Origin of the sequence: Olivibacter sitiensis DSM 17696 (assembly GCF_000427965.1) — a bacterium.
Taxonomy (GTDB): Bacteria; Bacteroidota; Bacteroidia; order Sphingobacteriales; family Sphingobacteriaceae; genus Olivibacter; species Olivibacter sitiensis.
Genome location: NZ_ATZA01000023.1, coordinates 48,887 through 73,144, shown reverse-complemented (window position 1 = coordinate 73,144; position 24,258 = coordinate 48,887). Strand labels below are relative to the sequence as shown.

Annotated in this window: 13 protein-coding genes; 5 read left to right on the top strand and 8 right to left on the bottom strand. The window is 48.7% G+C overall.

The features are described from left to right. Nucleotides 1-301: 301 nt before the first annotated feature. Complete coding sequence (locus A37S_RS0113015; protein ID WP_028297369.1) at nt 302-775, bottom strand: LIC11966 family surface protein; 474 nt, start codon at nt 773-775, stop codon at nt 302-304. A 233-nt stretch (nt 776-1,008) separates the two neighbouring features. Between A37S_RS0113015 and A37S_RS0113010 the strand changes: the two genes are divergently transcribed. The 4 genes from A37S_RS0113010 (at nt 1,009) to A37S_RS0112995 (ending at nt 5,292) form a co-directional block, all read left to right on the top strand. Continuing rightward, nucleotides 1,009-1,302, top strand: coding sequence for a hypothetical protein (locus A37S_RS0113010; protein ID WP_028297368.1), 294 nt, complete (start codon nt 1,009-1,011; stop codon nt 1,300-1,302). Between the two features lie 131 nt (nt 1,303-1,433). After that, nucleotides 1,434-3,905, top strand: coding sequence for a penicillin acylase family protein (locus A37S_RS0113005; protein WP_028297367.1), 2,472 nt, complete (start codon nt 1,434-1,436; stop codon nt 3,903-3,905). Nucleotides 3,906-3,918: 13 nt separating this feature from the next. Further along, nucleotides 3,919-4,281, top strand: a complete 363-nt coding sequence (locus tag A37S_RS0113000; RefSeq protein WP_169719496.1) for a hypothetical protein — start codon at nt 3,919-3,921, stop codon at nt 4,279-4,281. 21 nt (nt 4,282-4,302) lie between these two features. Beyond that, complete coding sequence (locus A37S_RS0112995) at nt 4,303-5,292, top strand: acyl-CoA synthetase family protein (RefSeq protein WP_028297365.1); 990 nt, start codon at nt 4,303-4,305, stop codon at nt 5,290-5,292. Nucleotides 5,293-5,304: 12 nt separating this feature from the next. Here A37S_RS0112995 and A37S_RS0112990 read toward each other — a convergent pair whose 3' ends face one another. The 3 genes from A37S_RS0112990 to A37S_RS0112980 all read right to left on the bottom strand — a co-directional run bounded on the left by A37S_RS0112990 (nt 5,305) and on the right by A37S_RS0112980 (nt 9,802). Beyond that, nucleotides 5,305-6,192: an SDR family oxidoreductase gene (locus A37S_RS0112990; protein WP_028297364.1), complete on the bottom strand. Its 888-nt coding sequence runs from the start codon at nt 6,190-6,192 to the stop codon at nt 5,305-5,307. Continuing rightward, nucleotides 6,189-6,956: an enoyl-CoA hydratase/isomerase family protein gene (locus A37S_RS0112985; protein WP_028297363.1), complete on the bottom strand. Its 768-nt coding sequence runs from the start codon at nt 6,954-6,956 to the stop codon at nt 6,189-6,191. Before A37S_RS0112985 ends, A37S_RS0112990 begins: the two co-directional genes overlap by 4 nt. A 107-nt stretch (nt 6,957-7,063) precedes the next feature. Further along, nucleotides 7,064-9,802, bottom strand: a complete 2,739-nt coding sequence (locus tag A37S_RS0112980; RefSeq protein WP_028297362.1) for a TonB-dependent receptor plug domain-containing protein — start codon at nt 9,800-9,802, stop codon at nt 7,064-7,066. Between the two features lie 150 nt (nt 9,803-9,952). Between A37S_RS0112980 and A37S_RS0112975 the strand changes: the two genes are divergently transcribed. Continuing rightward, nucleotides 9,953-12,004: a tetratricopeptide repeat-containing sensor histidine kinase gene (locus tag A37S_RS0112975; RefSeq protein ID WP_028297361.1), complete on the top strand. Its 2,052-nt coding sequence runs from the start codon at nt 9,953-9,955 to the stop codon at nt 12,002-12,004. Here the strand turns inward: A37S_RS0112975 and A37S_RS0112970 are convergent. The 4 genes from A37S_RS0112970 to A37S_RS24645 all read right to left on the bottom strand — a co-directional run bounded on the left by A37S_RS0112970 (nt 11,994) and on the right by A37S_RS24645 (nt 24,225). Then, complete coding sequence (locus A37S_RS0112970) at nt 11,994-13,115, bottom strand: acyloxyacyl hydrolase (RefSeq protein ID WP_084163895.1); 1,122 nt, start codon at nt 13,113-13,115, stop codon at nt 11,994-11,996. The genes A37S_RS0112975 and A37S_RS0112970 overlap by 11 nt on opposite strands. A gap of 316 nt (nt 13,116-13,431) precedes the next feature. Further along, nucleotides 13,432-15,522: a fibronectin type III domain-containing protein gene (locus tag A37S_RS0112965; protein WP_028297359.1), complete on the bottom strand. Its 2,091-nt coding sequence runs from the start codon at nt 15,520-15,522 to the stop codon at nt 13,432-13,434. Between the two features lie 13 nt (nt 15,523-15,535). Next, a complete protein-coding gene (locus A37S_RS0112960) occupies nt 15,536-22,528 on the bottom strand; it encodes a hypothetical protein (protein WP_028297358.1) in 6,993 nt (2,330 codons plus the stop codon). Next, a complete protein-coding gene (locus A37S_RS24645; RefSeq protein ID WP_169719495.1) occupies nt 22,525-24,225 on the bottom strand; it encodes a hypothetical protein in 1,701 nt (566 codons plus the stop codon). Before A37S_RS24645 ends, A37S_RS0112960 begins: the two co-directional genes overlap by 4 nt. Nucleotides 24,226-24,258 lie beyond the last annotated feature (33 nt).

Below are 24,258 nucleotides of genomic sequence, written 5' to 3'. Positions count from 1 at the left end.
GGTAAAATCCCAGAGCAAAAAGGCGTTTTCCACCATTGCTGCACTGATAAGAATCCATTTAATCAGTAATCTTGAGATATATTGGATGGTGCAGAACAGCAGGAGAACTTACAGCAAACAGAAAAAACGAAATAAACCACCTTGTATACAGGTAGAACTGTTCTAAAAAACAGGGGGGGNGGCTTTTTTATCTAATGAAAATATTTACTGATAATCAGTAAGTTAAGTGAGTTTATTGCCTGTTTTTAAGTTTATCCGTTTGGTAGTGAAAGAAAACTAAATCAGTCACCAAAAATGTCCGCTAATCTTGCGCATACTTTCTTTCAAACTCGCTGCCGGCCTTATTCACACTCCCAGCCGCTTTTTCAAAGGCATCGTTAATATTGTTTAACGCTTCGGTCTCCGCCGTAGGATCTTTCGTGCCACTGCTACGTATATCAATCAGCTTTACATAATCCTCTTTCACAATCTTTTCATAGGCCTTCAATCCCGACAATATGCCTCGTTGAAGGATATCATCGCCGTTGAAATCCCCTATCTTCTCCACTTGTTCTATCTGCTTTTTCAAGTCAGCTTCCCAGACCTCACGCACCTCCGACGCCTTTTCATAGTCGGCGGCAATCATGGCTTTATTCATCTCGCTGATATATTTGTCATTATCGTTGATGATCACCATCAGTTCATTGTTGTACGCCTCTGGTTTTTTTGATCCCCCACAAGCCGCCACAAGTAAAAGTAACAATAATTCTGCTGTTCTTTTTAAACTCTTTTCCATAATCTCCTCCTTAAATTCAATAAATTAATAACTCTATGCAAAAATAATATGCTTCACACAACCATAACATCGCTGTTTTCAGTGATTTTCAACAACTTTCATATGCCCAAACTACGATACACACAGGAAATACAATAAATTGCCATTTGAGGATCGAGAGGCAAAATGACCATTCTTGGTACGGCTTTTGCACTCATTGTTACTGATAATCAAATTAAAAAGAGAGGTGAAAAATGGATAAGTTAGCGAAATTTGAGTTAATGGAAAAAATTGTCAGACAGCTGGAAGACCTAGGTCGTAGCCAGCAGGCAGTATTGGAAAAGGTGGGTAAAATCGAGGTCGACAACATAGAATTGGGCGATAAAAACCTGGAAAAGATCTTACCGGACATTTATCAAAGAACGGCTGATAACCATACCGCCATAACAGAGCTAATCGATTCTTTCGCGGATAAAACAACCAATTTTGGCGAAAAGAACAACGTAGACAGATTGCGCGAACAGAAGGAAATACAAAACGTACAATAATAAGAGTGAGTGCTACTTGCACTTTCAAACGTTATTGCAGGGATACTAAATCAGTATCCCTTTCTTTTTTACAAAAAATTGCACGATAGCAAAAAACTCGCTATCTTCATAACCTAAACTCCCTCAAGCCTATGCACAGGATAAAACCGCTCATACCACTGGTTATCTGTATGGCCTTGGTATATGTATTGAACAAAAAATGGGGTGACGTCCCCCCTATCGGTCCTTTTACTAACCCTTTTATGGGCTTTTGGCAAAATGCCGACCAGAAGGAAGGAGAAAAAAGCAGGGAATTACTACTAGAAGGCTTGCAGGGAATAGTAGTAATAAACTTTGATGAACGACATATTCCCCACATTACGGCCGAAAACGACAATGATCTTTATTTCGCACAGGGCTACATAACGGCCAAAGACAGGCTCTGGCAAATGGATTTCCAAACGCGCTTTGCCGCCGGTAGGCTATCGGAAGTGGTGGGGGAAAAAGCCATCGAGCTGGATAAATATCAGCGGCGAATGGGCATGGCCTACGGAGCCGAAAAAATGGTAGAAGAAGTAAAGAAAGATACCGAGATGACCACCGTGATGCAGGCATATGCCGATGGCGTAAATGCCTACATCCAGTCACTGAAGCCTAAGGACTACCCCCTTGAATTCAAATTATTGAACTATAAGCCCGAAAAATGGGAAATGATCAATTCTGCCCTGTTGCTCAAAATGATGTCGGCCACCTTGGCCAGCTCATCCGATGAGCTCTATCTCGAAAACATCCGAGCGCAGTACGGCGACAGCCTCATTACGGAACTATTCGATGGCTATCCCAAATGGGAGGATCCTATTATCCCCATCGATACAAAATGGAACTTCACCCCGCTAGCTATTGACTCGGACAGACAATCTGGGCCGAACCGTCAAAGCAAGGCTTACCAAGATCTAAACGAAGATTTTTCTTCGATCAGCAACCTGCTATTGACCGCAAAAAAAGAGGAACACTTGGGCAGCAACAATTGGGCAGTATCTGGCAGTAAGAGTAAAACAGGAGCCCCCCTACTGGCGAATGACCCACACCTCAACATGACCTTGCCCAGCATCTGGTATCAAATACAGCTGAGCACACCGGACATAGACGCCGCGGGTGTCTCCATCCCAGGAGCTCCCTGTATCATTGTCGGCATGAACCGCGACGTAGCATGGGGCGTCACCAATGTGGGATCGGATGTACTGGACTGGTACGAAATCACATTTGGCGATGCGGAAAAAAACACCTATCTCTCCTCCGAGGGTAAGATGTCAATCGAAAAAAGAATAGAAGAAATCAAGATAAGGGGTAAAGGAACCATACAAGACACGGTTTACTACACCCATTTGGGGCCTATACCATATTTGTCAGGACAAAAGCCCAAAAAGCTCGGTGCTGCCGCCAATGTGCCCGAGGGCTATGCCTTGAAATGGGTAGCACACCAGCCTAGCAACGATGTCCGTACCTTCTACCTCCTCAACCGGGCAAAAGACCATAGCGACTACCGCAATGCCTTAAGTCATTTCACCGCGCCGGCACAAAATTTCGTATTTGCCGATAAACATGGCGATATTGCCATGACTTCAAACGGCTACTTGCCTTTGAAGCAAAAGAACCAAGGTAAGTTCTTTCTCTCTGCCGAAAAGGAAGCCGACGATTGGCACGGAAGAATCCCCTTTGAACACAACCCTACGGTAAAGAACCCACCGCGCGGCTTCGTAAGCTCGGCCAATCAGTTTCCCGTGGGGCCATCCTACCCTTACTATCTGGATTGGCAATTTGCTGCCTATGACAGAGGGCACCGCATCAATCAGGTTCTTGCGGGCAAGGATGTTGTGGACGCAGATGACATGCGCCTATTGCAATTGGATACGAGAAGTGTGCTGGCGGACAATATCCTAGACACCCTGATAAGCAACGTGGAAGAAATGGATCTGGACAAAAATCAATCGGAGGCTTTTGCGCATCTGATAAAATGGGACAAATCCTATCGGGCCAACTCCATAGCGGCAACTATATTCGACACCTGGTACAACCAAGTGGAAAAAGCCTTATGGAATCCATGGTTCAAGCAGGATAGCATCGCCATGCGCAGGCCAGGGAGGGACAAAACCCTGCAACTGCTCTTGGGCCAACAGGCATCCAAATGGTTTGTGCAAGGAAATGAGAGAAAAACGATTTCAAAGCAGAAACTCATAAAAGAAGCCTTTCAAAGCGCTGTGGATGAGCTCGTAGAAACCCACGGCCCAATGAGCAAAAAATGGGAATGGGCATCTGTAAGAAACACCAAGATAGAACATTTGGCTGGCATTCCAGCTTTCAGTTCGCCGCTAATCTATACAGATGGCAGCCAAAAAACTGTTAATGCCATTGGCAAAAGTGCGGGTCCCTCTTGGCGTATGGTCGTTGAACTGGGCGAAACACCAAGGTTATTCTGCATCATTCCCGGAGGTAGCTCGGGCAATCCCGGTAGCCCTCACTATGACGATCAACTCGAAAGCTGGAGTCACGGCCACCTAGAAGAGTTTAATTTATCCTCAAAAGACGAAACCATCACCTATACGCTCACTTTACATTCCAAATAATATGTTGATCCGAATGATACTCATCGCCGTTTCGGCCGTCCTTTTTCAATTATTCCTACCTTGGTGGACAATCGTTCCCGTCGCGTTCCTAGTATTGTACCTGCTTCCTATGCAAAAGGCTATCCCAGCATTTATATGCGCTTTTTTGTCTATTTTTCTGCTATATATCTTTGTGAGCGCCCTATTGAGCATCCCCAACGAGCACCTATTGGCCAATCGCATTGCCACACTTTTCCAATTGCCCAAGACTTCTTATAGTTGGGTCATGCTCATGCTGATAGCTGCCCTTCCGCACGCCATACTGGCGGGTTTTGCTGGATTGGCGGCATATTACGTTCGCAAGCTAAAAAGTAAAGACAAACCATTTACGGAATAAAGGCGTACTTTTGTTGCCACAATGAACAAGGGCGTATTAAAAGAGGATATATTTGGACTGGAGGGCAGGGACGATTTTGAAGAATTGGCCTTATCCATATTCAGAATGCAGGCCAGGGAAAACGTCGTCTATAAAAAGTACATCAGCTATTTGAACATTTCGCCGGACAGCATCGAGGAAATGCAGCAGATCCCTTTCCTACCCATCGAATTTTTCAAGACACAGGACGTCATTTTGCAAAATCGCCATCCCGAAATTGTTTTTACCAGCTCAGGCACTACCGGAATGCAACAAAGTCGCCACTTAGTGGCCGATGTTTCATACTATGAAGCCAGCTTTGTAAAGGCATTTGAGCTATTCTATGGCCCTGTGAGCGACATCACCATCCTCGCGCTACTGCCCTCCTACCAGGAGCGGGACGGCTCCTCACTCATCTACATGGTAGATGACCTCATAAAACAGAGCAAACAGCCACTAAGCGGTTATTTCTTATACAATCACAGCGACCTTTTTGCCTGTTTAAACAAATTAAAAGAAGCCAATAAGAAAACGCTCCTCATAGGAGTGACCTATGCCTTGCTAGACTTCATTGAACATTATTCCCTCCAGTTTCCTACACTACAGGTGATGGAAACGGGTGGCATGAAAGGTCGCCGCAAGGAAATGATTCGCGAGGAGCTTCATACGCAATTGTGTAGGGGCTTTGGGGTACAGCGTATCCATTCGGAATATGGCATGACCGAGCTTCTCTCGCAAGCATATAGTCTAGGCGACGGTATATTCCGTTGTCCGCCATGGATGGACATTGTGATCCGGGATACCAATGATCCACTAAGCCTGCAAATGGGTGAACAAACTGGTGGCATCAACGTCATCGATCTGGCGAACGTCTACTCTTGCTCCTTCATTGCCACACAAGACCTGGGGCGACGCCACCCGGACGACAGTTTTGAAGTGTTGGGCCGTTTTGATCAAAGTGACATCAGGGGATGTAACCTCCTAGTCAGCTAAACTTTTGCCCTATCAACTTCCTTTCGTACCGCGAATATGTCTTTCCAACTCGTCCCACATATCGTTTGACACCGCTTCCAGTGCACTAAATTGCCCCGCTCCCTGCAACCATTCCCCTCCATCTATGGTAACAATTTCACCATTGATGAAGCCGGCATAATCCGACAATAAAAATGCCGCCAGATTGGCCAGCTCTTGATGTTGCCCTACTCGCTTTAAGGGCACTCTATTCTTAAAGTCAAACTGCTGCGCCAGATCGCCAGGCAGCAGGCGGTCCCAGGCTCCTTTTGTAGGAAAGGGCCCAGGAGCAATGGCATTATTGCGGATACCGTAATGCCCCCACTCTACGGCCAATGAACGGGTAAGAGCCAATACCCCTCCTTTTGCGGCAGCTGATGGCACCACATAGGCAGAGCCCGTGAAGGCATAGGTGGTAACAATATTGAGTATGCTGGCAGCCTGTTGCTCGGCTATCCAATACTTGCCAAATGTCAGGCTGCAATTTACCGTACCTTTCAACACGATATCTATCACGGCAGAAAAGGCATTGGCAGAAAGCCTTTCTGTAGGAGAAATAAAATTGCCTGCGGCATTGTTGAGCAAGCCGTCCACATTTCCGAATGTTTCAAGGGTCTTGGCCAGCATGTTTTCTACCTGACCTACATCCCTGATATCGCATTTGACGGGCAAGACAGTGCCCCCTTTTTCGCCCATTAGCTCTGCTGCTGCCTTATCCAGCACCTCTTGCTTTCTACTGGCAATAACAATATTGGCTCCCAATTCCAGTAGGTAGGAAGCCATTGCCCGCCCCAAGCCGGTGCCGCCACCTGTGACAACAATCGTTTTCCCATCAAATGCATGATCGCGGAGTGCTCCTCCCACTACTTGCCCTTGTTTCATGATGCTTTGCTTTTCAATTTTTCCAATATGGTCTTTATCGTTTCCCGCGTAGAGGGCGCCCACCACTGACGCAACATTCGTTCAATACCTTCCGACGGATCTTTTTCGAAATGTTCTATGAGGTCTTTCCTAAGATTGAGTTTGGTCTGCTGCCATGTTTCGGCATTCAGCTGCGTATATTTGGTCAGCTGGCTCAATGCCGCCTCATGCGCTGCCTCCGGTCTCACCATTTCATCTACCAATCCCATTTTCAAGGCGCGCTGTGGCGATAGCAATGCCCCTTCCAGTAGCAGGCGATAGGCCCTTGCCCTACCGATCCAGAAGCTATAAAGATCGAATATGCTGTCCGGCACAATAATTCCAACAGGTACTTCGTTAAGCCCAATGCCATATTCGCCCTCGGTCATGACCCTGTAGTCGCAACAGATAGCTAGCACACATCCTCCCGCTGGGCTATGCCCTTCAATGACCGCCACGGCAGGCTTGCGAAAACGGACGAAACGCTGTACCAAGTGAATGAACTTATACCAGAAATCGCGCATTTGTTCTTCATCAAAATCGTACAGTTCAAACAAATCCAAACCCGAGCTAAATATTCCGGGCTTGCCGTACAGAAGCATTCCTTTCACCTGATCGTCTAGCTCTAGCTTATCCAGTAGATCTGCAAGCTCCGTCAACAAAACGCCATTGAGGGCGTTGGAACGTCCACGGTCTAGGAACACATGAGCTACACCATCCTTGATTTCCTCTTTCAAAAAATTCATACTCTTCTTAAGTTTATCACAATTGGTTCAACAACACAAAGACAATAAGGTTCTAGCACCTGTCCCTACGAGAGGCGCAATATAGCTATTTTGTTCGTTATGCTTGCTTAATCGACCTCTATAAATAGTACCTCATGACCGATACGTCCATTCAGATCTATCCCTTCCACTATAATTTGGTATTGTCCTGCTTCATCCGCCGTATAGAAAGCAGCGGTAGCTTTTCCATGCTCGTCGGTTATCAAATTAGGCTCCCAGTAGATGGTAGTACGAAGGTCGGCCATGTCGGGATTTTTCTGCGCAACGCTATAATCGGGCGAGTAAAATTCGCGTACTACCGTATAACCCTGCGGACTCAGGGTGACAATTCCCGGTGTATAAAGATTAGGAGCGTATTTTCTAGGTTCATCACCACGTCTGGTAGTAATGACAATCAATCCGCCCCCACCCATGGTGCCATAAATGGCCGTGTTACCTATGGAACGAAGCACTTCTATGGAGGCCACGTCAAAGGCATTGATGGAAGACAGCATCTCTGCCTCTACGTACATACCGTCCAATACGATCTGCATGGGTGTTCCTTGCGAGCGCGTAGAATACGGAATGCCATTGTTAAATATCACTCCCGTCAGCCTTCCCTGCAAGCACATAGCCAGATTGGGACAGCTCTGCATAAAGAGTTCATCCCCGCTGATCACTTGATCGGCATTGCCGGGACCGTTGAGGTTGGCCGAATTCTTTGCTGGATTGGGTTTCTCTGCCTTAATCTCCACCTCGTCCAATAGGATACTTCTTTCCATCAGTCCAAATTTGAGCATTTCCGAAAATCGCTTGTTTTCCTGTGCCAGGTATTCGCCCAGATAGTCGTTTACGTCTAAGACCCTGTCGGCAGCATTTTTGTTTGCACCTATCAGTATTGGAGGAATCGTATCCAAAACGATATCCACATTCCTCTTGCCTTTCGCGTCTCTCGCCTGTATGACAAATTTGGTACTGTCCGGAAAGTACAGGTTATCAAACCTAAACCTGCCCGTACTATCTGCAATGGTGTCTATCATAGACATAATGTTTACAGGTGTCAGCATGGTTACCGAAGCGTCGGGTACCGGCGTCTTCTTCGATTTGAGTATCTGTCCGCTTACCTCTAGTCCTTGCTCTGGCAGGAACGGCAAGGGTGGAATATCAGTAGTCGTCATTGCTTGCCAAAGTATCTTGCTCCATCCTTGCGTAAGCATCAGATTGTCCAAATCCCGCTTGCGTTGAAGTAAGTCGGACGTGCAAAAATAATAAGCTGGATTTTCGATATACCCCTTTATTGCGGAGCTTAAAAGCAATGAAGTAAGTATATTGTAATGTTTCTTCACACTATCGGACAACTTAGATAAGTTGACCACGGATATGGATAAACTGGCATTACGAATGCTGTCCAAAGCGGTGCCAGATTCCAATTGCAAATCAACTTTTTCGCGCTTGTCATAGCTCTTTTTCGCGGGAATCGCCTTCAAAGGCATCAACGCCTCATGGGGATAGTTGAACACGGTCCTTTCTGCCAACGGCTGGGCATGCTCGTCCAACAGGGCGATAGTCATAACTCCAGGCGTCAACTTTTCCCGAGGAACATTCACCAAGAGTTCACTTTTGTTGAGCGTGCCTTTTACGCCATATAATATCGCACCGTTTTGCTGTACGACCACATATATAGGTTTTTCCGAGATAAGATCATCTGTAATAGACACTTGCGCGACAAGCTGCCGTTCCAGCTCGTTGTTGATAGTAAGCACATAGCCACTGGATTGCGCCTTCGGCAAGGGAACTTGTACCGTATCGCCATGACCGTAGTCTACAAGGGCAAAATAACTTTTGCCGTCTTCCGGAAGAAACATGAAATTCCCCATACCGGCATAGCTTGATTGAAATATAGACACTTCTTCTTTTTTGTTATTTATGATAATACCAGAAACAGGTATTCCCAAACCATCTGGTCGCAAAGCTTTGAAACCAACTTTATTGATTATTCCATTTAACAAAACACCGCTCTCCGGGAAAAAACGGATGCTGTTTTTCCCTTGCGCAAAAACAATGGGAATAGTCTTATTGACAACCCGCTTACCTTTTTCGGGAACAAATGAAACCTGAAGAGCGGCATCTTTCAACGAATCCAATTTATCTAGTTGCAACTTTGCATGAACATTCCCTTCTCCATCTAGGTCAATCCTTCCCTTTTGCAAAAGTTTTCCTCGCTCGTATAGCTCATAAGTCATCTTCTGGTTGGGGATTGCTGCGGTTTTTCCACTGGCGGTAAGTTGAATTTGTACAGTCAACTCCGCTTGTTGTTTCTCGTTTTTCCCAAAAATGAAATCGCTTTTTGTACTATAGTTGTCCCTAAGCGTATTGCCTATCTGCAAAGTTTGATCGAAGAAAAAATCGGTGTCAAAATTGCGCATCCAATTCGTATAGGCACGAATGCGATAATTGCCTTCCGCCAAGGTATCTGCCAACTTGAAATCGCCAAGAGAAAGTCCATTGACCAAAGGCAGTCTAAGCGACTGCACCAATTGTTCTCTGCCGTCTATCAATTCGACATATATCACTTTACTGAGATTGGAAAGAAAATTGAACTGTCCAGCCGTCACATAGGCCTTGAACCAAAGATCGTCTCCCGCCAGATAATAAGGCTTATCCAAATGCAAATGGATTTTTTCTTGAGGTCGTTCACTGCTGTACTCCCCCATTTTGTCCATAAAATGCGTAAAGGAGTCTTGGGCAAACAATGGCTTGGCAAATAATAGGATACCAAGAACGATAGCTTTTGGTACAAAAGGGATACGAAGTTTCGATGTGGCCATTTTAAAGACAAATTTGCAGTAGATATACAGCCAAAAATAACATCTTTCGCTACTAATTCTACAATAAATATTTCGTATTTTTACCTTCGGTCAATTATTTTTTCGGCTCTGGCCGAAAAGGAACGATGCTTTGCTTTTTTGCGACGTTTGATGAAAAAAAACTTAACCCATAGGCATCTGCCAAATCAATTTACGTTGTTTAGTCTCATCGGACTATTGATATTGTTATTTACACTACCAATAAGCGCGCAAATAGCCGTACAGGATTCCTTGCTGCAACTGATCAAAGAACATCCCCAAAATGATGACCGCAAAGCTGAATTGCTCAATGCACTAAGTTTCAACATACACAACACAGATCCCAAACAAGGGCTGGCCTACGCACAGGAAGTGATCGATTTTGGAAGCTCCTTAAAAGAGAAACGAAACCTTTATGGCGCCTACATGACAAAAGGAATAAACTTGATGCAGCTTGCAGCGTATGAGGAAGCGCTATCCTACTACAACCAAGCTCTGAAAGGCTTTCAGGCTTTGGGCGACAGAGAGAATGAAGCATCAGCCTTCAGCAATATAGGTGTTATCTACAAGCACCTGAACGTCTATCCCAAGGCATTGAGCAATATGCAAGAAGCAGCGCATATATTCAACGAGATTGGACATCCAAATGGTTTGTACATCTATGTGAATATGGCCGTCATCTATAGTGAACTCAAGAATTTTAACAAGGCCTTGGAATATTACACGGCTGCCAGACAGCTATCTCAAAAGAGGAATGACAGGAAAATCGAGGCCTATAGTGTCTTCAACACCGCCACCTTACTTATTGACCAAAACAAATTGGAAGAGGGCTTAGCCTATATGGATACTGCCCTAGTGGCAAGCAATGAGATTAACGACAAACTGATGGTAGCGCGTATTTACGGCAATATGGGGGAAGCTCATGGCAAACTGGGGAACAATGCCAAGTCCATCTCGCTGTTGACTACCGCGCTAAGCCTCAACGATAGTATAGGCAACAGAAAAAGCAGAACATTGAATTTGCTCAATCTCGGCGATATCTATTTCAAAACGGGCAAGCTGCCTTTGGCGTACAAGTATGGTCTAATGGCTTATCAGGAAGGCAAGCTGCTCGACATCATAGATGCGCAACGGGATGCCGCCCATAACCTGAGTGCTTATTTTGAGAGGACGGGAAATGCCGATAGCGCGCTGTTTTACTACAAACAGTATATACTGTTCCGAGACAGTATAGACAACGAGCAAAACCGGCAGCAAATCACCCGACTGGAGATGCAGTACGACTTTGACCTAAAAGAGCAGGATTACCTCAAAGAGCAAGAACTGAGCAAACTGCAATTGAAACAAATATGGCTATATGGACTCATTTTGGTAGCCTTTATCATACTCCTTGCCATCTATTTCATCCAACGGGCACGCATACGTTCTATACGGCTGAAGAACGAGCTGAAGGAAAAAGAGCTACTTCAACGGGCCGAATCCCTGTTGATGGAACAGCGCATTTCGGAAAGTGAGCTAAAGGCCATACGCTCGCAGATGAACCCCCACTTTATCTTCAATGTGCTCAATTCCATCGAATCTTATATACTGGACAATGACCCGAAGACGGCCAGCATATTGGTCCAAAAATTCGCTACATTAAGTCGACTGATATTGGAAAATTCTACCCAAAGCATGGTGACACTGGACAGGGAATGGAGTGCCTTGCAGCGTTACGTTGAACTGGAGGCCATTCGTTTCAATCACCGGTTTTCGTATAGCTTCACATATCGAGCAGAACAGGCGGCCCGTACCCTGCTTGTACCGCCCATGCTCATCCAGCCATTGCTGGAGAATGCCATCCACCATGGCATCCGCCATCTCACGGACTATGATGGCGAGCTACAAATTACTGTTGATAACAACCAAGAAAAACTCATTATCACCATAACGGACAATGGAATAGGCCTGAGCAGGGCTTCCCTCTTTGCCAAGCCTTCTTTGCTCAAGCAGCAGTCCATCGGCATCGCCGGTATCAAAGAGCGCATTGCCATTATAAATGCTCGGCAAAAAGACAACAGAGCCTCCTTTGAGCTGTTTGATCTCTATGAATATGGAGAGAATGGTACAAAAGCTGTAATTACCCTTCCCTTGGTACTTGTTGGTCAAGAAGATGGTATCCAAGACGTGAACCTCATATCCTAAAGATCAGGCCCCAATTGATATAATCGGCGTACACCATATGTAGGTTGTGAGTAGTTTGTAGACCAAAATGGGGCGTCAGGTAATAGCGTAAGCCGTAGGTCCAATACCATTTTATATTATGGTAGCTATTGTAATGCAAGTACTTACCATACATCCCTGTCACCACCAGCCTACCCATCGTAAAATCCGCACCCACTGCTACGCCAAGCCGTACCCTGTCATAAGAAGAACCATAATTTTGGAACGTTTTGTCAAAATCAGTTGGGTCAAATACAGAGTGGTAATAAACCATATGCATCCCAGATTTGAGGCTAAGCGCGCGATTGACAAAAAAATTATACCCCGCATAGGCCCCGCTACGCCAAAACTTCGCGGTTTTCTCCCGATATTGTCCCCTTACTCCCGTACCTAGCCAAAACTCTATACTGTTTCTTTCCAAATGGTGGTAGTTTTCTGGCTCGGACTTTATGTTTTGAGGCTTGTCCAACTTTGTTTTTATCCCAAGGGAACCTACCAAGCCATTAAAACCCTCATTGGGTACGACGATTGCCCCATTGGAATAGTGCGCTATATTCACTCCCGCGGCCAAACTTGTTTTAGAGCTCAGTGGCATTTCCGCAGATAACTCGCCGGTAATCGAGAAATTGAAGTGACTGCCTATGGTAGAGGTTTGAGGCTGTGTGAATATGTTCTCGGTAATAAAGGTACCTCCTAAGCCAGGCGTAATATATATGCGAGATTTACCTATCCTTATCAGCTGAATATCCAATTCTGCCAGCACACCGATCGCTTGGCCAGCAGGATAGGTCTTCCCGTCAATGATCTCGAACACATGGTTCATATTGTGCCATAGCAAACCAAAAGACACATTCTTCACATTAAAATAGTTGATCCATCTATGCGTACTGTATTCCACGTTCTTGTCATAGCTCACATGTAAACCGTATATGTAGTTCTTAAACCTATTGGTACTACCGTTGCCTACGTCGATGCCGTAGTTGGCTTTTATGGAGAGACTATTTAAATGATCCGTTTCCTGAGCTGGCAATTGCCGGGATAGTAACAGAAAACATCCAAAAAAACAGGAAAAGACAGGTTTCGAAACATGCATATATTTTTCGATCCGTATAAAATAATCGGTTTTTGAGAACGGCTAAAATAACTAATATTAATTTTTTTACGTCCTAATAATGCATTAATTTTCCATTAAAAAGCAGTTCCAATCGAACATAAATTCACCAAGCTTCGACTCCTCTCAATCTGAGACGACGGTGGATGTACCGTTTTTAATTTCTATTGACGCAAACAGTAACGTAATTGCCGAATGCACCATTGTCCTGATCCTCATCCACATTGTCTTTCTTGCAGGCCGGTGCGCTCACCGTCATCCAAAAACAGCGCGATGACGGCAGCCAAGCCACCCGTGTTTAAAAGACTAATATTTCCGATTCGCTGCCGTCTACATACACTATCTTCAATCCATAGTTGCCATTTGCCGGACGGGGGGAAGAATCGCTGAAAGCGAATTGCGTGGCAGCCACCGAGTCGTACATCACCAGTCCGCTCCCCTTGTTCTTATACAGGACAAAAAAACGGACCTCCCTATCCGGTTTTTCCCAGGCGAGATGTACCTGCTTCTGTTCGGCATCGTACTTTGCGCTTACCGAAATCTTTCCGTCGATGGCATAATTGCCCGTCCTTACGTGCAGGGGAAAAGAATAATCCGAATGCAGCCCCACGGAATCAACCGCTCTAAGGGCATACTCGTAGGCCCTCCGAGACCGCACGGTACTATCCGTATGGCTTGTATCCCTTGTTTCCAGCAGCATTTGCCAGCTATTTTCACTGGCCTCCCGGCGAAAGAGCTGATAATGCGAGAGATCCTCGCTCATTACCTGCGACCAGGTGATACGGACGCCTTCCTTTCCGGTGCGGTAATCCAGAATGACGGGGTGCGGCGGCGCAATGGTATCTGGCCTGGTAATGATGATGGGTTCGCTCAGCACTGAATGGTTAAAACTGGCGTCAATGGCGGCAATCGTGATATACAGATGCTTGCTCAGCGTTTTTAGCCCCGCATCAAACGTGTAGGTCGTATCGGGTACGATATCCGTTATCGGGATAAACGGATGGTCCGCTTGGTTGGCGGTATATACCTTGTATCCCCTCAGCGCCTTGTTCGAGCTGTTGAGCGGCCAATGCAGCGTGACGATACCCATTGTGTCAATGCCACCGGCAAGCCCCACGGGAGCCGACGGTGGCACCGTGTCCGGCACGAATACGTAAACCGCATTGCTATAATTGACATTGCCCGCGCTGTCGGTCACCATCAGGCGGTAGTAGGAGGAATTGAAATCATCCGGCAAGGTAAACCTGTATTCCGTACTGCTGGGCGGTAGCATCTCATCGGCCAGCAGGCTGTCAGATGCGGATACGGTTTTTCCTTTCAGCACGTAGTATCCAGCCAGGTCACTTTCTGCCCCTTTGTTCCAGGAGAGGGTCACTTCCCGTTCCTCCTTCACCATTTGCAGGTGGGGCGCAGCCGGGGCCGTATAGTCCACGGCCATACCCGATACGGTATCTGCAAAGGCGATGTGCTCGCCGAACACATTGACGCCTACCAACCGGTAGTAGTAGGTGGTATAGTTGGCCACGCTATCGTAGTAGTGATAATATTTGCTCGCCCTGGTAGTGTCCGGATCACTGTCCGGCAGGTAGATATTTTCGTTTACACGGTTGAAGTTCTCTTTGTCCAATGAACGTTCGATGTAGTACCCCGTAAAAGGGCTGTCCTCCTTGGGCCATTGCAACACGATATTTCCCTCGCCTGCCTCTGTACGCAAGCCCCGGTATTTCTCTGTTGCCAGCAGGTCATGGCCTACCACATATATAAAGCCGGTGTCTATCCGGCCGGATTCCCCGATGGGACGGACGGGACAGATGCGGTACACGTACTTTTTGGCCGTATCTGGAGCAATGTCATCCTCAAACGCCAGACCGGCAGACAGTGCCGCACCGGGACTGATAGCTGCGTACAGCGACACCATCAGGTGCCTGTTTTGCCTGTCTTCATCCTGCATCTTTATCTGTTCCAAAAACGGGATATCGGTCGGAAATTCACTTTTGCCGTACAGCCCCTGGGCCACTACCATCTTGGCGGTATCCGTTCCGAAGTCCGGGGTATCGAACTGCTCCAGGGGAATGGCCCTTATCGTGTCGGGGCTGACCCGTACCCAATCCTTGCTTTCCGCATTATTGTCCTTTTCCAGGACGATCCTGTCGATGAGCACGCCGTCGGCAGTGAGCTGCTTGAACACCTGGTAATTGCTGATATTCCAGCGCAGGGAAATCCTGTCCCTGTAAGGTTTTCCCTTTCCCACTATGGTTCCCCTGATGCCCAGGGATTCTTCCTGAGCATAAGCGAATACCGTACATAGGCACAGCAAAGCCGTGACTATCCCGGCACGACGCATGGCCCTGTGCATGGCAAGCATTCTCCTTATTTTATCCTTTTCCATGTTGTTGCATTTTTTAAAACCTCAAGGCGCTTCCTACCTGGCTCTGAATCTGCTGCTTGTTTACGTTGTTTGCCCCAATGGCGGCATCCGTAATGCCTCCTACCGCTTGCCAGGCGGACACGCTGTTAAACCTCGGAATCCCGCCACCGGGAACGACGGGAGCCCCTCCGCCAATACCCGGACCACCTGCATCGCCCCAGTTGACCGCCCATTGCGTCAGCCGGTCTATACCAGCTTGGATGGGGTTCGTGAAACTTGGCGTGGCCGGGTACTCACAATCCAGTATCTCCCCATGGTGAGATACGAACATCACCGGCTGGTCTACCGTGAAAGTAACCGTGATCATGATCATCCCGCTTTCGGTGACGGTAGCCTGGTTTGCCTGGGGCAATTCCGTCGGTATCTGGGCTCCTATTGCCGTGATCTTATTGGTAAACGAACCCTCGGAGCCTCCTTGCACATGACATCGCATGCCTCCGCGACTACCCGGTTGACCAGGGCTTACGTACTCAACTTTGATCTGCTGCAGGGGTATACTCGTCTGCTCGGCAATATACTCCTTGAGGTTGTCACCATAGCCTGTAGGTCTATCTACATTATATAAGCGCGGTGTCCGGATATTTCGCTGTAACTGCCCCTCTTCATAGACGGGCTGGAAGATTTCATCCGACGTAAAGGACGCTCTATCAGCCTTGCTAAACAATTCCCCCGAAAGGGTCTCGTCTACGGGAAAATTGGAGAGCATGCCGAAGCGGATGTTGTAACTGCCGTCGGAAGCCTGGGGTATCCACCCCCGGAAAGCCTGCAGGTTCTGTCCCTTCATCCGCGAGGGACTGACGATATTATTGGCCTCCCGGTGATACAGATTGGTCGTCTTTAAGTTATTGAGCTTTTCCTGATAAGTGGCATACCTGCTGGTTCTGAAAGCATAGCCACCGGCAATCTTCTCCCGTGGGGATAGTTCATTGATATCGCCCTCAAACCTTGCGGAGCGTAGCAGGAACGTGTTGGACATCTGAATATTGCCTACATTGGTGGCAGATACGGTCGCCTCGCGTTTGCTAAGCGTAGTCTCTGCGTCACTTCCCGAGCTTTCTCCCGGTGTCTTGGCGATCAACAGAACGGTATAGCTGGCACTTTTGACAAGTTCCTGCCTGTCCCAGGCAATGAGCGTATGTGCATCCGCATCGCTGTGAATGACATTGCCCAGCGAGTTGTACACCGTGTTGGTGCCATCGTCCAGTCGATTGCGTGCCCGCTCAAAACGCACGGCGATATCCTGCCCCTGCCGTTGTCCATCCTTGAAAAGACGTGCGTGGTATGTCGTTCCTGCTGGATATTCAAAGAAAGTCGACGGATCCGAATTCCTGATCTGGCGCTTCATCTCGATAAACATGATGTCGCCATATTCCTGCACAGGCACGGCGTTGTGGCTATGCAGTGGCCCGGTGAGGGCATATTCCGAGCTCGGGATTTCCGTGAAGCCCATATTGGTCTTGAACGTGGTGACCATATCCTGCATGGCATCCTGCCCGTTGCTTTGCTTGACGATCTCATAGGTATAAGAAGTGGGCGACAAATAACGGCGTTCTTTCATCTTAGCTTCTATCTTGAACGTGTACTCGGTATCTTTCTCCAGATAATCGGATCCGCCAAAGGAGAAAGTAAATCCTTGGTTGTCCACAGGTCTCAATTGTTGCGTGACGTCCTGTCCATCTAGTGTAGCCATGATACAGGATCTGTCGAACAGGAAAAAGCGCTTGCGCGGATTTCCGTGGTCATCCACGTTTTCATAGTCGTCAAATTCCAATTCGCCGCTCCGGCGTCTTCCGTTGCCAAAATCACCGCCCATCTGGAGGTTGAAAGTGGCGATAGGCGATACGGTCAGCGGTACAGGCGTGCTGGTCTGGTTGGCCGGCCGCAGCTCCGATATGATCTCCAGGCCGCCCAGGGCGTCCGCATTGGCATTTTCACATTTATCGCCCAGCGCCACCCTGAAATTGAAATTGCTGGAAATAGCGCCATCGAACAGCTTAAAGTAAGCGCCTATGGCACCCTCTATCCACACCGGGTTGGGAAGACCCGCGCGTATCACCGCTCCCGCCCCTGCATCAAATATGGTGAACTTGCCTTTGATGAGAAAGAGATTGATCTGGATGCCTATCTTGGCCTGGGCCCCGAGGTAAGCTTGGCCCTGCGCATACCAACCGCCCGGACCGCCCGCGCCAATCACATTGTCACAAGTGATGCCCTGCTTGATGGAAAGGTCGAAACCGGTATATGCTTTCAGTGTACCAAAAAACATCAGGAAAGAACCATCAAAGCCGAATTCGGTATGTGACCCGAAGATGAGCCCCCTGCCACTTCCCGGCTTGTAATCACCCCTGTTGGCCACTTCGGGCGGTTTTTTCAATTTGCCTGTCTGCGCATTGCCATATCCCACGATGTCTTTGACCTTCTGTGGAATGTCCGGCATGGGATCTACCATACTGCCCACCTCAAAATAGGAAGTGCCTTTGAATATACTTTTGAATAGCTCTACTCGATTAGGTTCGCCATATTCTTCCGGCCTGCCGGCGTAGATGTACCAGCCCCCGGGTTCGGAGTGAAAGACGAGCCCGCCCGTAGCATAGATAAGCTCATGGTTTTCCACGTTAGGGAGACCTAAGGCAGCACCGATTTCGGCATGAAAGGTTTTTTCCGGAAAATTGTAATCGATGGATAGCCATCCCGCACCGGTGGATACGCCGTTCCGCTCGGGCAAGGGCTTGCTGACGTCCGTCAGGATACGGGCATTGCCGTTGATGCGCACAAAATCAACACCTCCTCCGGATTTGAAGCCCATGGAGAACGTGGCATCCGCATCCAGGGTATTCCTACTGGTCAACCCGAAAAGGATGGTGGCCTGTAAGCCAAATTCACCTCGTTTGGGAGTCAGCCGGAGCCCCGCGGGATTCTCCAACAGTTGTTCGATATTGTCGTCTTCTTTGGGATCCAGCTCACTGGCATAGGTCTCCGGAACGACATCCATATCGGCCGTTTTCGTGACGGTAGGAACATTGGCCGCAGCGGGAACGGACTTATCGTCCAGCCCCATATTGTAATAGATACCGCCGCCAAATCCGTACAGCGCCAAAGGTACGGGGGGCGCAAAGGTGATGCCCGTCTGGCCGAAATCCACCATGGCGTTGAAATCGAAATAGTTGAAATTGCCCTGTGCATCGCTCCTGGTGCCAAAGCGGGCGCGCATATTCACCGTGAGCAGGGACGCAATATTGGTCTGCAACGCACCTACAAAGCCCTCGTCCACGTTATTGCCACTGCTCTTGTTAAAATATTTTACTATTCCCTTGATCTTAAAAGCCCCCAGGTCGGCTCCCCCGGCAAAGGACAGATCCCGGAGCCTGCCCCCGACACCGCTCCAGCTGATACGGCCGTTTTCCTTTTTGATTCCGGAAGATAGCATGAAGCTAGCGTCAGCCTTACACGATATGGGTCCTCCCGCCAGATCGATATTGCCCGAAAAGATCATCCCCACTTCCGCACTATTCCCGGCAGAAACCAGCTCGATCATCTTAGACTTACCGTCTCCCACGGCAAGGTTAAAATCAAACCCCGCCACTTTCTTGGCATCGGAACTGAGCTTGACCACAAACTGTTCCTTATTGATGAAAGGTGCGTAGGTCATGAATTCGAGATGCTCAAACGTGACACCGGGCAGCTCGACCCGACCTATGCCCGGCACTTTCATGTCCGATGTATTTGAAATACTCAACTTGCCGAACAAGGTCGCTTTTGCGGTCAACGATTCGCTCGAGGATCCGCTCGCCACTATTTCGGAATTGCTATTGAGATTGACTTTCATGAACAGGGCATTAAATGCCAGGTTGTCCTTGGGGGTTATCGTAAAATTATAGCTCAACCCCTCGCCATTCTGCGGGGTGGTCAACGTGGCGGTATAGTCGAGCTGGTTGCTTGTGTTGCTATAGTCGGTAGATGCCGGTAGCACCATCTTGCCCGTCATCTTGCTCGTTTTGAAAGCCGATTTGAAAAACTCCAGGTTTATGTTGTCGATGGAGGCATACCATCCATCCATGGAACCGTCACCAATGTCCAGTATCGTACCACTGTTTTTGATGGTGCCCGTGACGCCATTGTTATCTATGATGATGGATGAGCCGAGAATGGAAATACCCGCCCCACTTCCCGTGTTTTTTATGATCTCCGGCAGATAAACCGTGATTTGCGGGATATACAAGCCCTGCCAGGTTTTTGCCTCGGTGTTGATAGGTACTTCATTCGGGTCCGAAGAAGCAAACTGCGGGGGGATGCCATCGGGATTTTTCAGATCGGAATGGTCATAGGATATCCCACGGTCTCCCTGTGAAAACCTGATGCTTTGCATACCCGCCACATAAAAGTCCGGAAAGGTCACTTTGGCTATCCAGTCGTGCCAGCCCTCTTCGGTCGTTGCCGACAGGCTGATTACTGCCTCTTCGTGGGTAGCGGCATTCATGATGGTTCCTTCCGGAAAGCGGTACTCGGCCACGACGCCCAGTTGCTTGAAGCCGCCGTTATTGAATACGATGTGCGTACCGTCCGCCCCACCCTTGAGCGAAAGCCCCGTACTGCCTACGACATAATCCTCACTGAGCGACAAGGTGGCGTCTCCACAAAGGTCGCTTGCCTTGATACAAATACCACTGCCAGAAAATGCCACTTTGGAACCGGCCCCGCCATCGGGCGTGCGCATCACCGCAACGGCTTCCATCCAGCTTTGGCTGGCATTGAAGAATACCTTGGTGATACCGATGGTCAGTGGCCCCTTGTCTATACCCAGTGGCAGTTCAAAGCCCGCGGACGATACCGAGTTGCCCATTGCCGAGAGCAAATGGTTTGCGTTATTGTTGAAATATTGGTCTATCTGATTTATTTGATCGGAGTTGAGCGGCATAGCACCTATCTCGGGGTTGTCCGCGATGGGTATCAGGCCCATTGCGTCCCCGGCTATCACCCCACTGATTTCCCCCGACATCATCTGCATATCAGCATTGACTACCAAGTCCCTGAACACCACCCTCAGCTTGAGCTGGGAGACAGCTGCTCCTATGATAGGCAAGGGAATGGTGCCCGTGCCGCTGAGTCCCTCCCCGGACGAGTTGACGCTTAGCACTTTCATACTAAAATAGTTCACACCAATATCGCTGCCCACTATGACATTGCCATTAGCGGCCTGTCCTTGTGGGACGTCGGTCTTACACCCGCAATCAGGCATCTGGCCTATATGGCTTATGGGTTGCGACAGGGCTGTCATAGGGCCAAAAATAGGCAATGGCGGGCCATCGCCAGTACCCGTGCGCAAGACCACGCGCTGCTCCAGGCCATCGCTGCCAAAGAATACCTGCGAGCCATTGGCCCCACCCAGGAGGGTCTGCCCGCTATTGGTCAATGGGATGTCCTTGGCCAAGTGCAGCTCAGCTTCCCCGCATATATCCTGTGGTTCCATACAAATACCGCCGCCCGTGAAAGCGACACGCAATGTGGTATTGCTGTCCGGTACCGATACGATCGCCACGGCATCAAACCAGCTCTGCGTGGGACTGAAATAGGCTGCCGTCATGGCAATGGGATTGTCGCCCAAATCCATGTTAATGGGCAGGTCTAGCCCACTACTGGAAGCGCTGTTTTCCAAGCTAGAAAGCTTCTTGCGCTTATTGGCAGAAAAATAGCGTTCCAGTGTATCGATCTGCCCCTGGCTCATGGCCAGCACCTTGAGTCCGGCACTGTCTGCAACCAAATCCATTGGGGGTGCATCGCCCGCGATTGCTCCGGTCACCTCGCCACCTATCATCTGCAGCTGCATGGCGCGGTTCAGCGTCACCAACAGGTCGTCGAAAGCCACCTTTAGGCGCACGAAAGGAACGTCCCGTCCGTTGATGGGCAGCAATATAGTACCTGTGCCGCTCAGTCCTGCTCTTCCTTTCTTGGAAGTCAGGCTGGTCACTTTCATCTTGAAATGGTTCACCTGAATCTCGCTGTTCACGCGCACGCGCCGGTTCTCGTTGTTGCCCATGGGCAGCTCGGTAATGGCACAGTTGCAACTAGGTACCAATGCCACTTCCGGTACGGCCAGCGAATCGGTCATAACGATTTGTGGCATTTCTCCATAGGTAAAAGTAATCACCTCGCTCATGCCCTGATTGCGAAAGCTGATGGTATTATACGGATCGATGGCCTGCACCATGAGGGCATATTGCCTACCAGGTGTAAGCTGCGGATGTGCTGGGCCATACAACAGCGTATTGAAAGGTACCGTCTCCTCAAAGAAAGGCGGCGTGGTAGCCGACTGCATGGCATCATTGGGATTTCGGGGGGCGATCATTTCCACCATTTTCACCTTGTATTGGGTCAACGGCGAAGCGCCGGGGGGTGTGCTCCAGGTGATGGGAAAGGCCTGTATGCCCCTGTTCCTCACTTCCTGCTCGTTGAAGGGCATGATGATAGTGGGCGGCTCCACATTGCTGATGATGAGCTGCGTACAGCCAATAGGCTCTTCTGGACTGAGGGGGGCATGCGTATTATAGTCGAGCGCCCTAATACATAGTTGATAGGTTCCTTCCACAAGGCCTACACCCCGGGTGAAGTCTATGCGGCTCACACCGGTATATTCCAGCTGGTTGTGGTCAAACAGGAAGGCAATATCATTACCATTCAGGTTTATCGCCTGACCTGGGGCCAACTCAATGGGTTGCGGACTGCGGTAGCCGGGCTTCACCCATGCCGCCATCCCATTGTCGCCCGTGATAGAGCCCGTAAGCTGCACTTGCCTCGTCACCGTCCCCGTATTGGTCAGTGTCAACAACATTAAATCTGGTCTTGAGGCATATTCGCTGATGCGGCTCTGATAGGGAGGCAATACGCGTATATTGACGTTAATCTGTGCGGAGACAATTTCCTGTATGAGGAATAATATCAGGAATGGTAAAAAGCGAAATAGTCTTTTCATAACCCAAAGTTGAATTGATAAGCCAGCTCACCCCTCGACTCCGTAAAGGCGGGACTAAGGCCCGTCACCACGCTGCCGGGATTGTTCCTGGTCAAGAAAAATGAAAACCTGATGGACTGTAGTTTATTGATCACATAGCTCATATTGGCCGACCCGTTGATGATTAAACTCTTGTTTCCATTGGCATCGCCCTGCATCAAGCTGCTGTTTAGCCCCATCTTCATTTTCTGGCTTTCCAGGCTGTAATTGCCTCCCAGGGAGACGCCATTATAACTCGTCTTGTTATCAGCACTATTCAATGCGGTATGGCTGAGGCTGGAGAAGAGGGAAATTCTTTTCTGGGGCAGGGAAATAGAATAATTGACTAGGTACTGCCCCGTGCTGATATCCCTGCTGGGAGCCGTATCGCCAAAATAACCGTTATAATCATTCATACTACTGATGTTTACCGATAGCATGACCATATGCATCGCGCGTTCGCCCACAATCGTATACCGGGGCATCACGCTGAGCGTCTGGGTGGTCTGGACTATCTTGAGCGAATCGGCAAAGCGCAGCGTATTGGGGCGTTGGTTGTTGGAAAAATTGCTGTACATCAGATCTACTCCTAGCCGCTCCGTAAATTCGGCACCTACGGTACCCGAGGCAATGATGCGCCTGTTGGTGGCTTCCTTTTGCAGGTTCACGTTATCTTTTTGAATCCCCACACTGGCATTGACGCGGACCTTGCCATTGGGCAGGGCAAATTGCGGACTAAGCGTGACGTTTTCCACGTCATTGGCAAAAAAATAGGCCCCCATGCTTTTAAAATCAGGCTGAACGCGCCTATAGTTGGCTTTCAGTCCATAATATTTGGCCTTGTAACCCACACCCGCACTGAACGCATAGAACCATTCCGTGGTGCCATTGACGTCCATCAAGCCTCCCAATCGCCTCAATGTCCCATCGGCAATCGAGTCGAAGGTGATGGGTGAGTTGATATCGTTGGTATAGACGCTCAAGGCGCCATCGCTCTCTAGAAAAATCTTGGAAAATAGAGATACTTTAGCACCATAGCCCACCACCGAGTTGGCCGCAGGCAAAACATTGACCTCATCTGCCAACGGAAAATCGGGCTGCGAATCGCTATTGTCTTTGGCATGCAACAGATGCAAGTCGAGGTAGGTGCTGGCCGTGCCATACCCCACCTTGGCGGCAAGGCCTTTTCTGCTAAAGGAAAAAGGTGCGAGCGATTGCGTGGTGGTATCGATGACGGTAGCCCTATTGAGCCGCCCGTACATAAAGCCTAGACGGAACTTACCTGGGTTGAGCTCAAAGCCGCCGCCCAGCATCGTGTGTCCGGCCAGGGTGTAAGGCGAAAAAGTCACGTTGCGGTAACCAGCGTGTATGGTGAGCCACTTATAGGTGGGACTCAAGCCGAACTGGTTGAAGGGTTGCCGGAACGAGCGGTCGTCCCGGCTCAGGGTAAAGCTGAACGGGATGCTCCAGCTGTAAATACTGGCCGTGGGACTACCACTGAACAGGTAGGTAAAGGGCTCTCGCCTATTGGCGATGCCGCTGGCGTTGTAGAAGATACCGCGCATTTCCAGACCACCATTAAAACCGAATGGCTTTTGGTTGCCTATATTACTGAAATCTTGGGCATTGGCCATCCCAGCCCATAGACAGAGGAAAGCTGCCGCGCACCTTATGACCATTTTTCTACCATTGCTTTTCATGACACCGCTTTA

Coding starts and splice junctions, on each gene's coding strand:
- A37S_RS0112995 (WP_028297365.1), top strand. CDS start 4,303: ATGAACAAGGGCGTATTAAAAGAGGATATATTTGGACTGGAGGGCAGG.
- A37S_RS0112970 (WP_084163895.1), bottom strand. CDS start 13,115: ATGCATGTTTCGAAACCTGTCTTTTCCTGTTTTTTTGGATGTTTTCTG.
- A37S_RS0112960 (WP_028297358.1), bottom strand. CDS start 22,528: ATGAAAAGACTATTTCGCTTTTTACCATTCCTGATATTATTCCTCATA.
- A37S_RS0112985 (WP_028297363.1), bottom strand. CDS start 6,956: ATGAATTTTTTGAAAGAGGAAATCAAGGATGGTGTAGCTCATGTGTTC.
- A37S_RS0113005 (WP_028297367.1), top strand. CDS start 1,434: ATGCACAGGATAAAACCGCTCATACCACTGGTTATCTGTATGGCCTTG.
- A37S_RS24645 (WP_169719495.1), bottom strand. CDS start 24,225: ATGGTCATAAGGTGCGCGGCAGCTTTCCTCTGTCTATGGGCTGGGATG.
- A37S_RS0112965 (WP_028297359.1), bottom strand. CDS start 15,522: ATGGAAAAGGATAAAATAAGGAGAATGCTTGCCATGCACAGGGCCATG.
- A37S_RS0113015 (WP_028297369.1), bottom strand. CDS start 775: ATGGAAAAGAGTTTAAAAAGAACAGCAGAATTATTGTTACTTTTACTT.
- A37S_RS0112975 (WP_028297361.1), top strand. CDS start 9,953: ATGAAAAAAAACTTAACCCATAGGCATCTGCCAAATCAATTTACGTTG.
- A37S_RS0113010 (WP_028297368.1), top strand. CDS start 1,009: ATGGATAAGTTAGCGAAATTTGAGTTAATGGAAAAAATTGTCAGACAG.
- A37S_RS0113000 (WP_169719496.1), top strand. CDS start 3,919: ATGATACTCATCGCCGTTTCGGCCGTCCTTTTTCAATTATTCCTACCT.
- A37S_RS0112990 (WP_028297364.1), bottom strand. CDS start 6,192: ATGAAACAAGGGCAAGTAGTGGGAGGAGCACTCCGCGATCATGCATTT.
- A37S_RS0112980 (WP_028297362.1), bottom strand. CDS start 9,802: ATGGCCACATCGAAACTTCGTATCCCTTTTGTACCAAAAGCTATCGTT.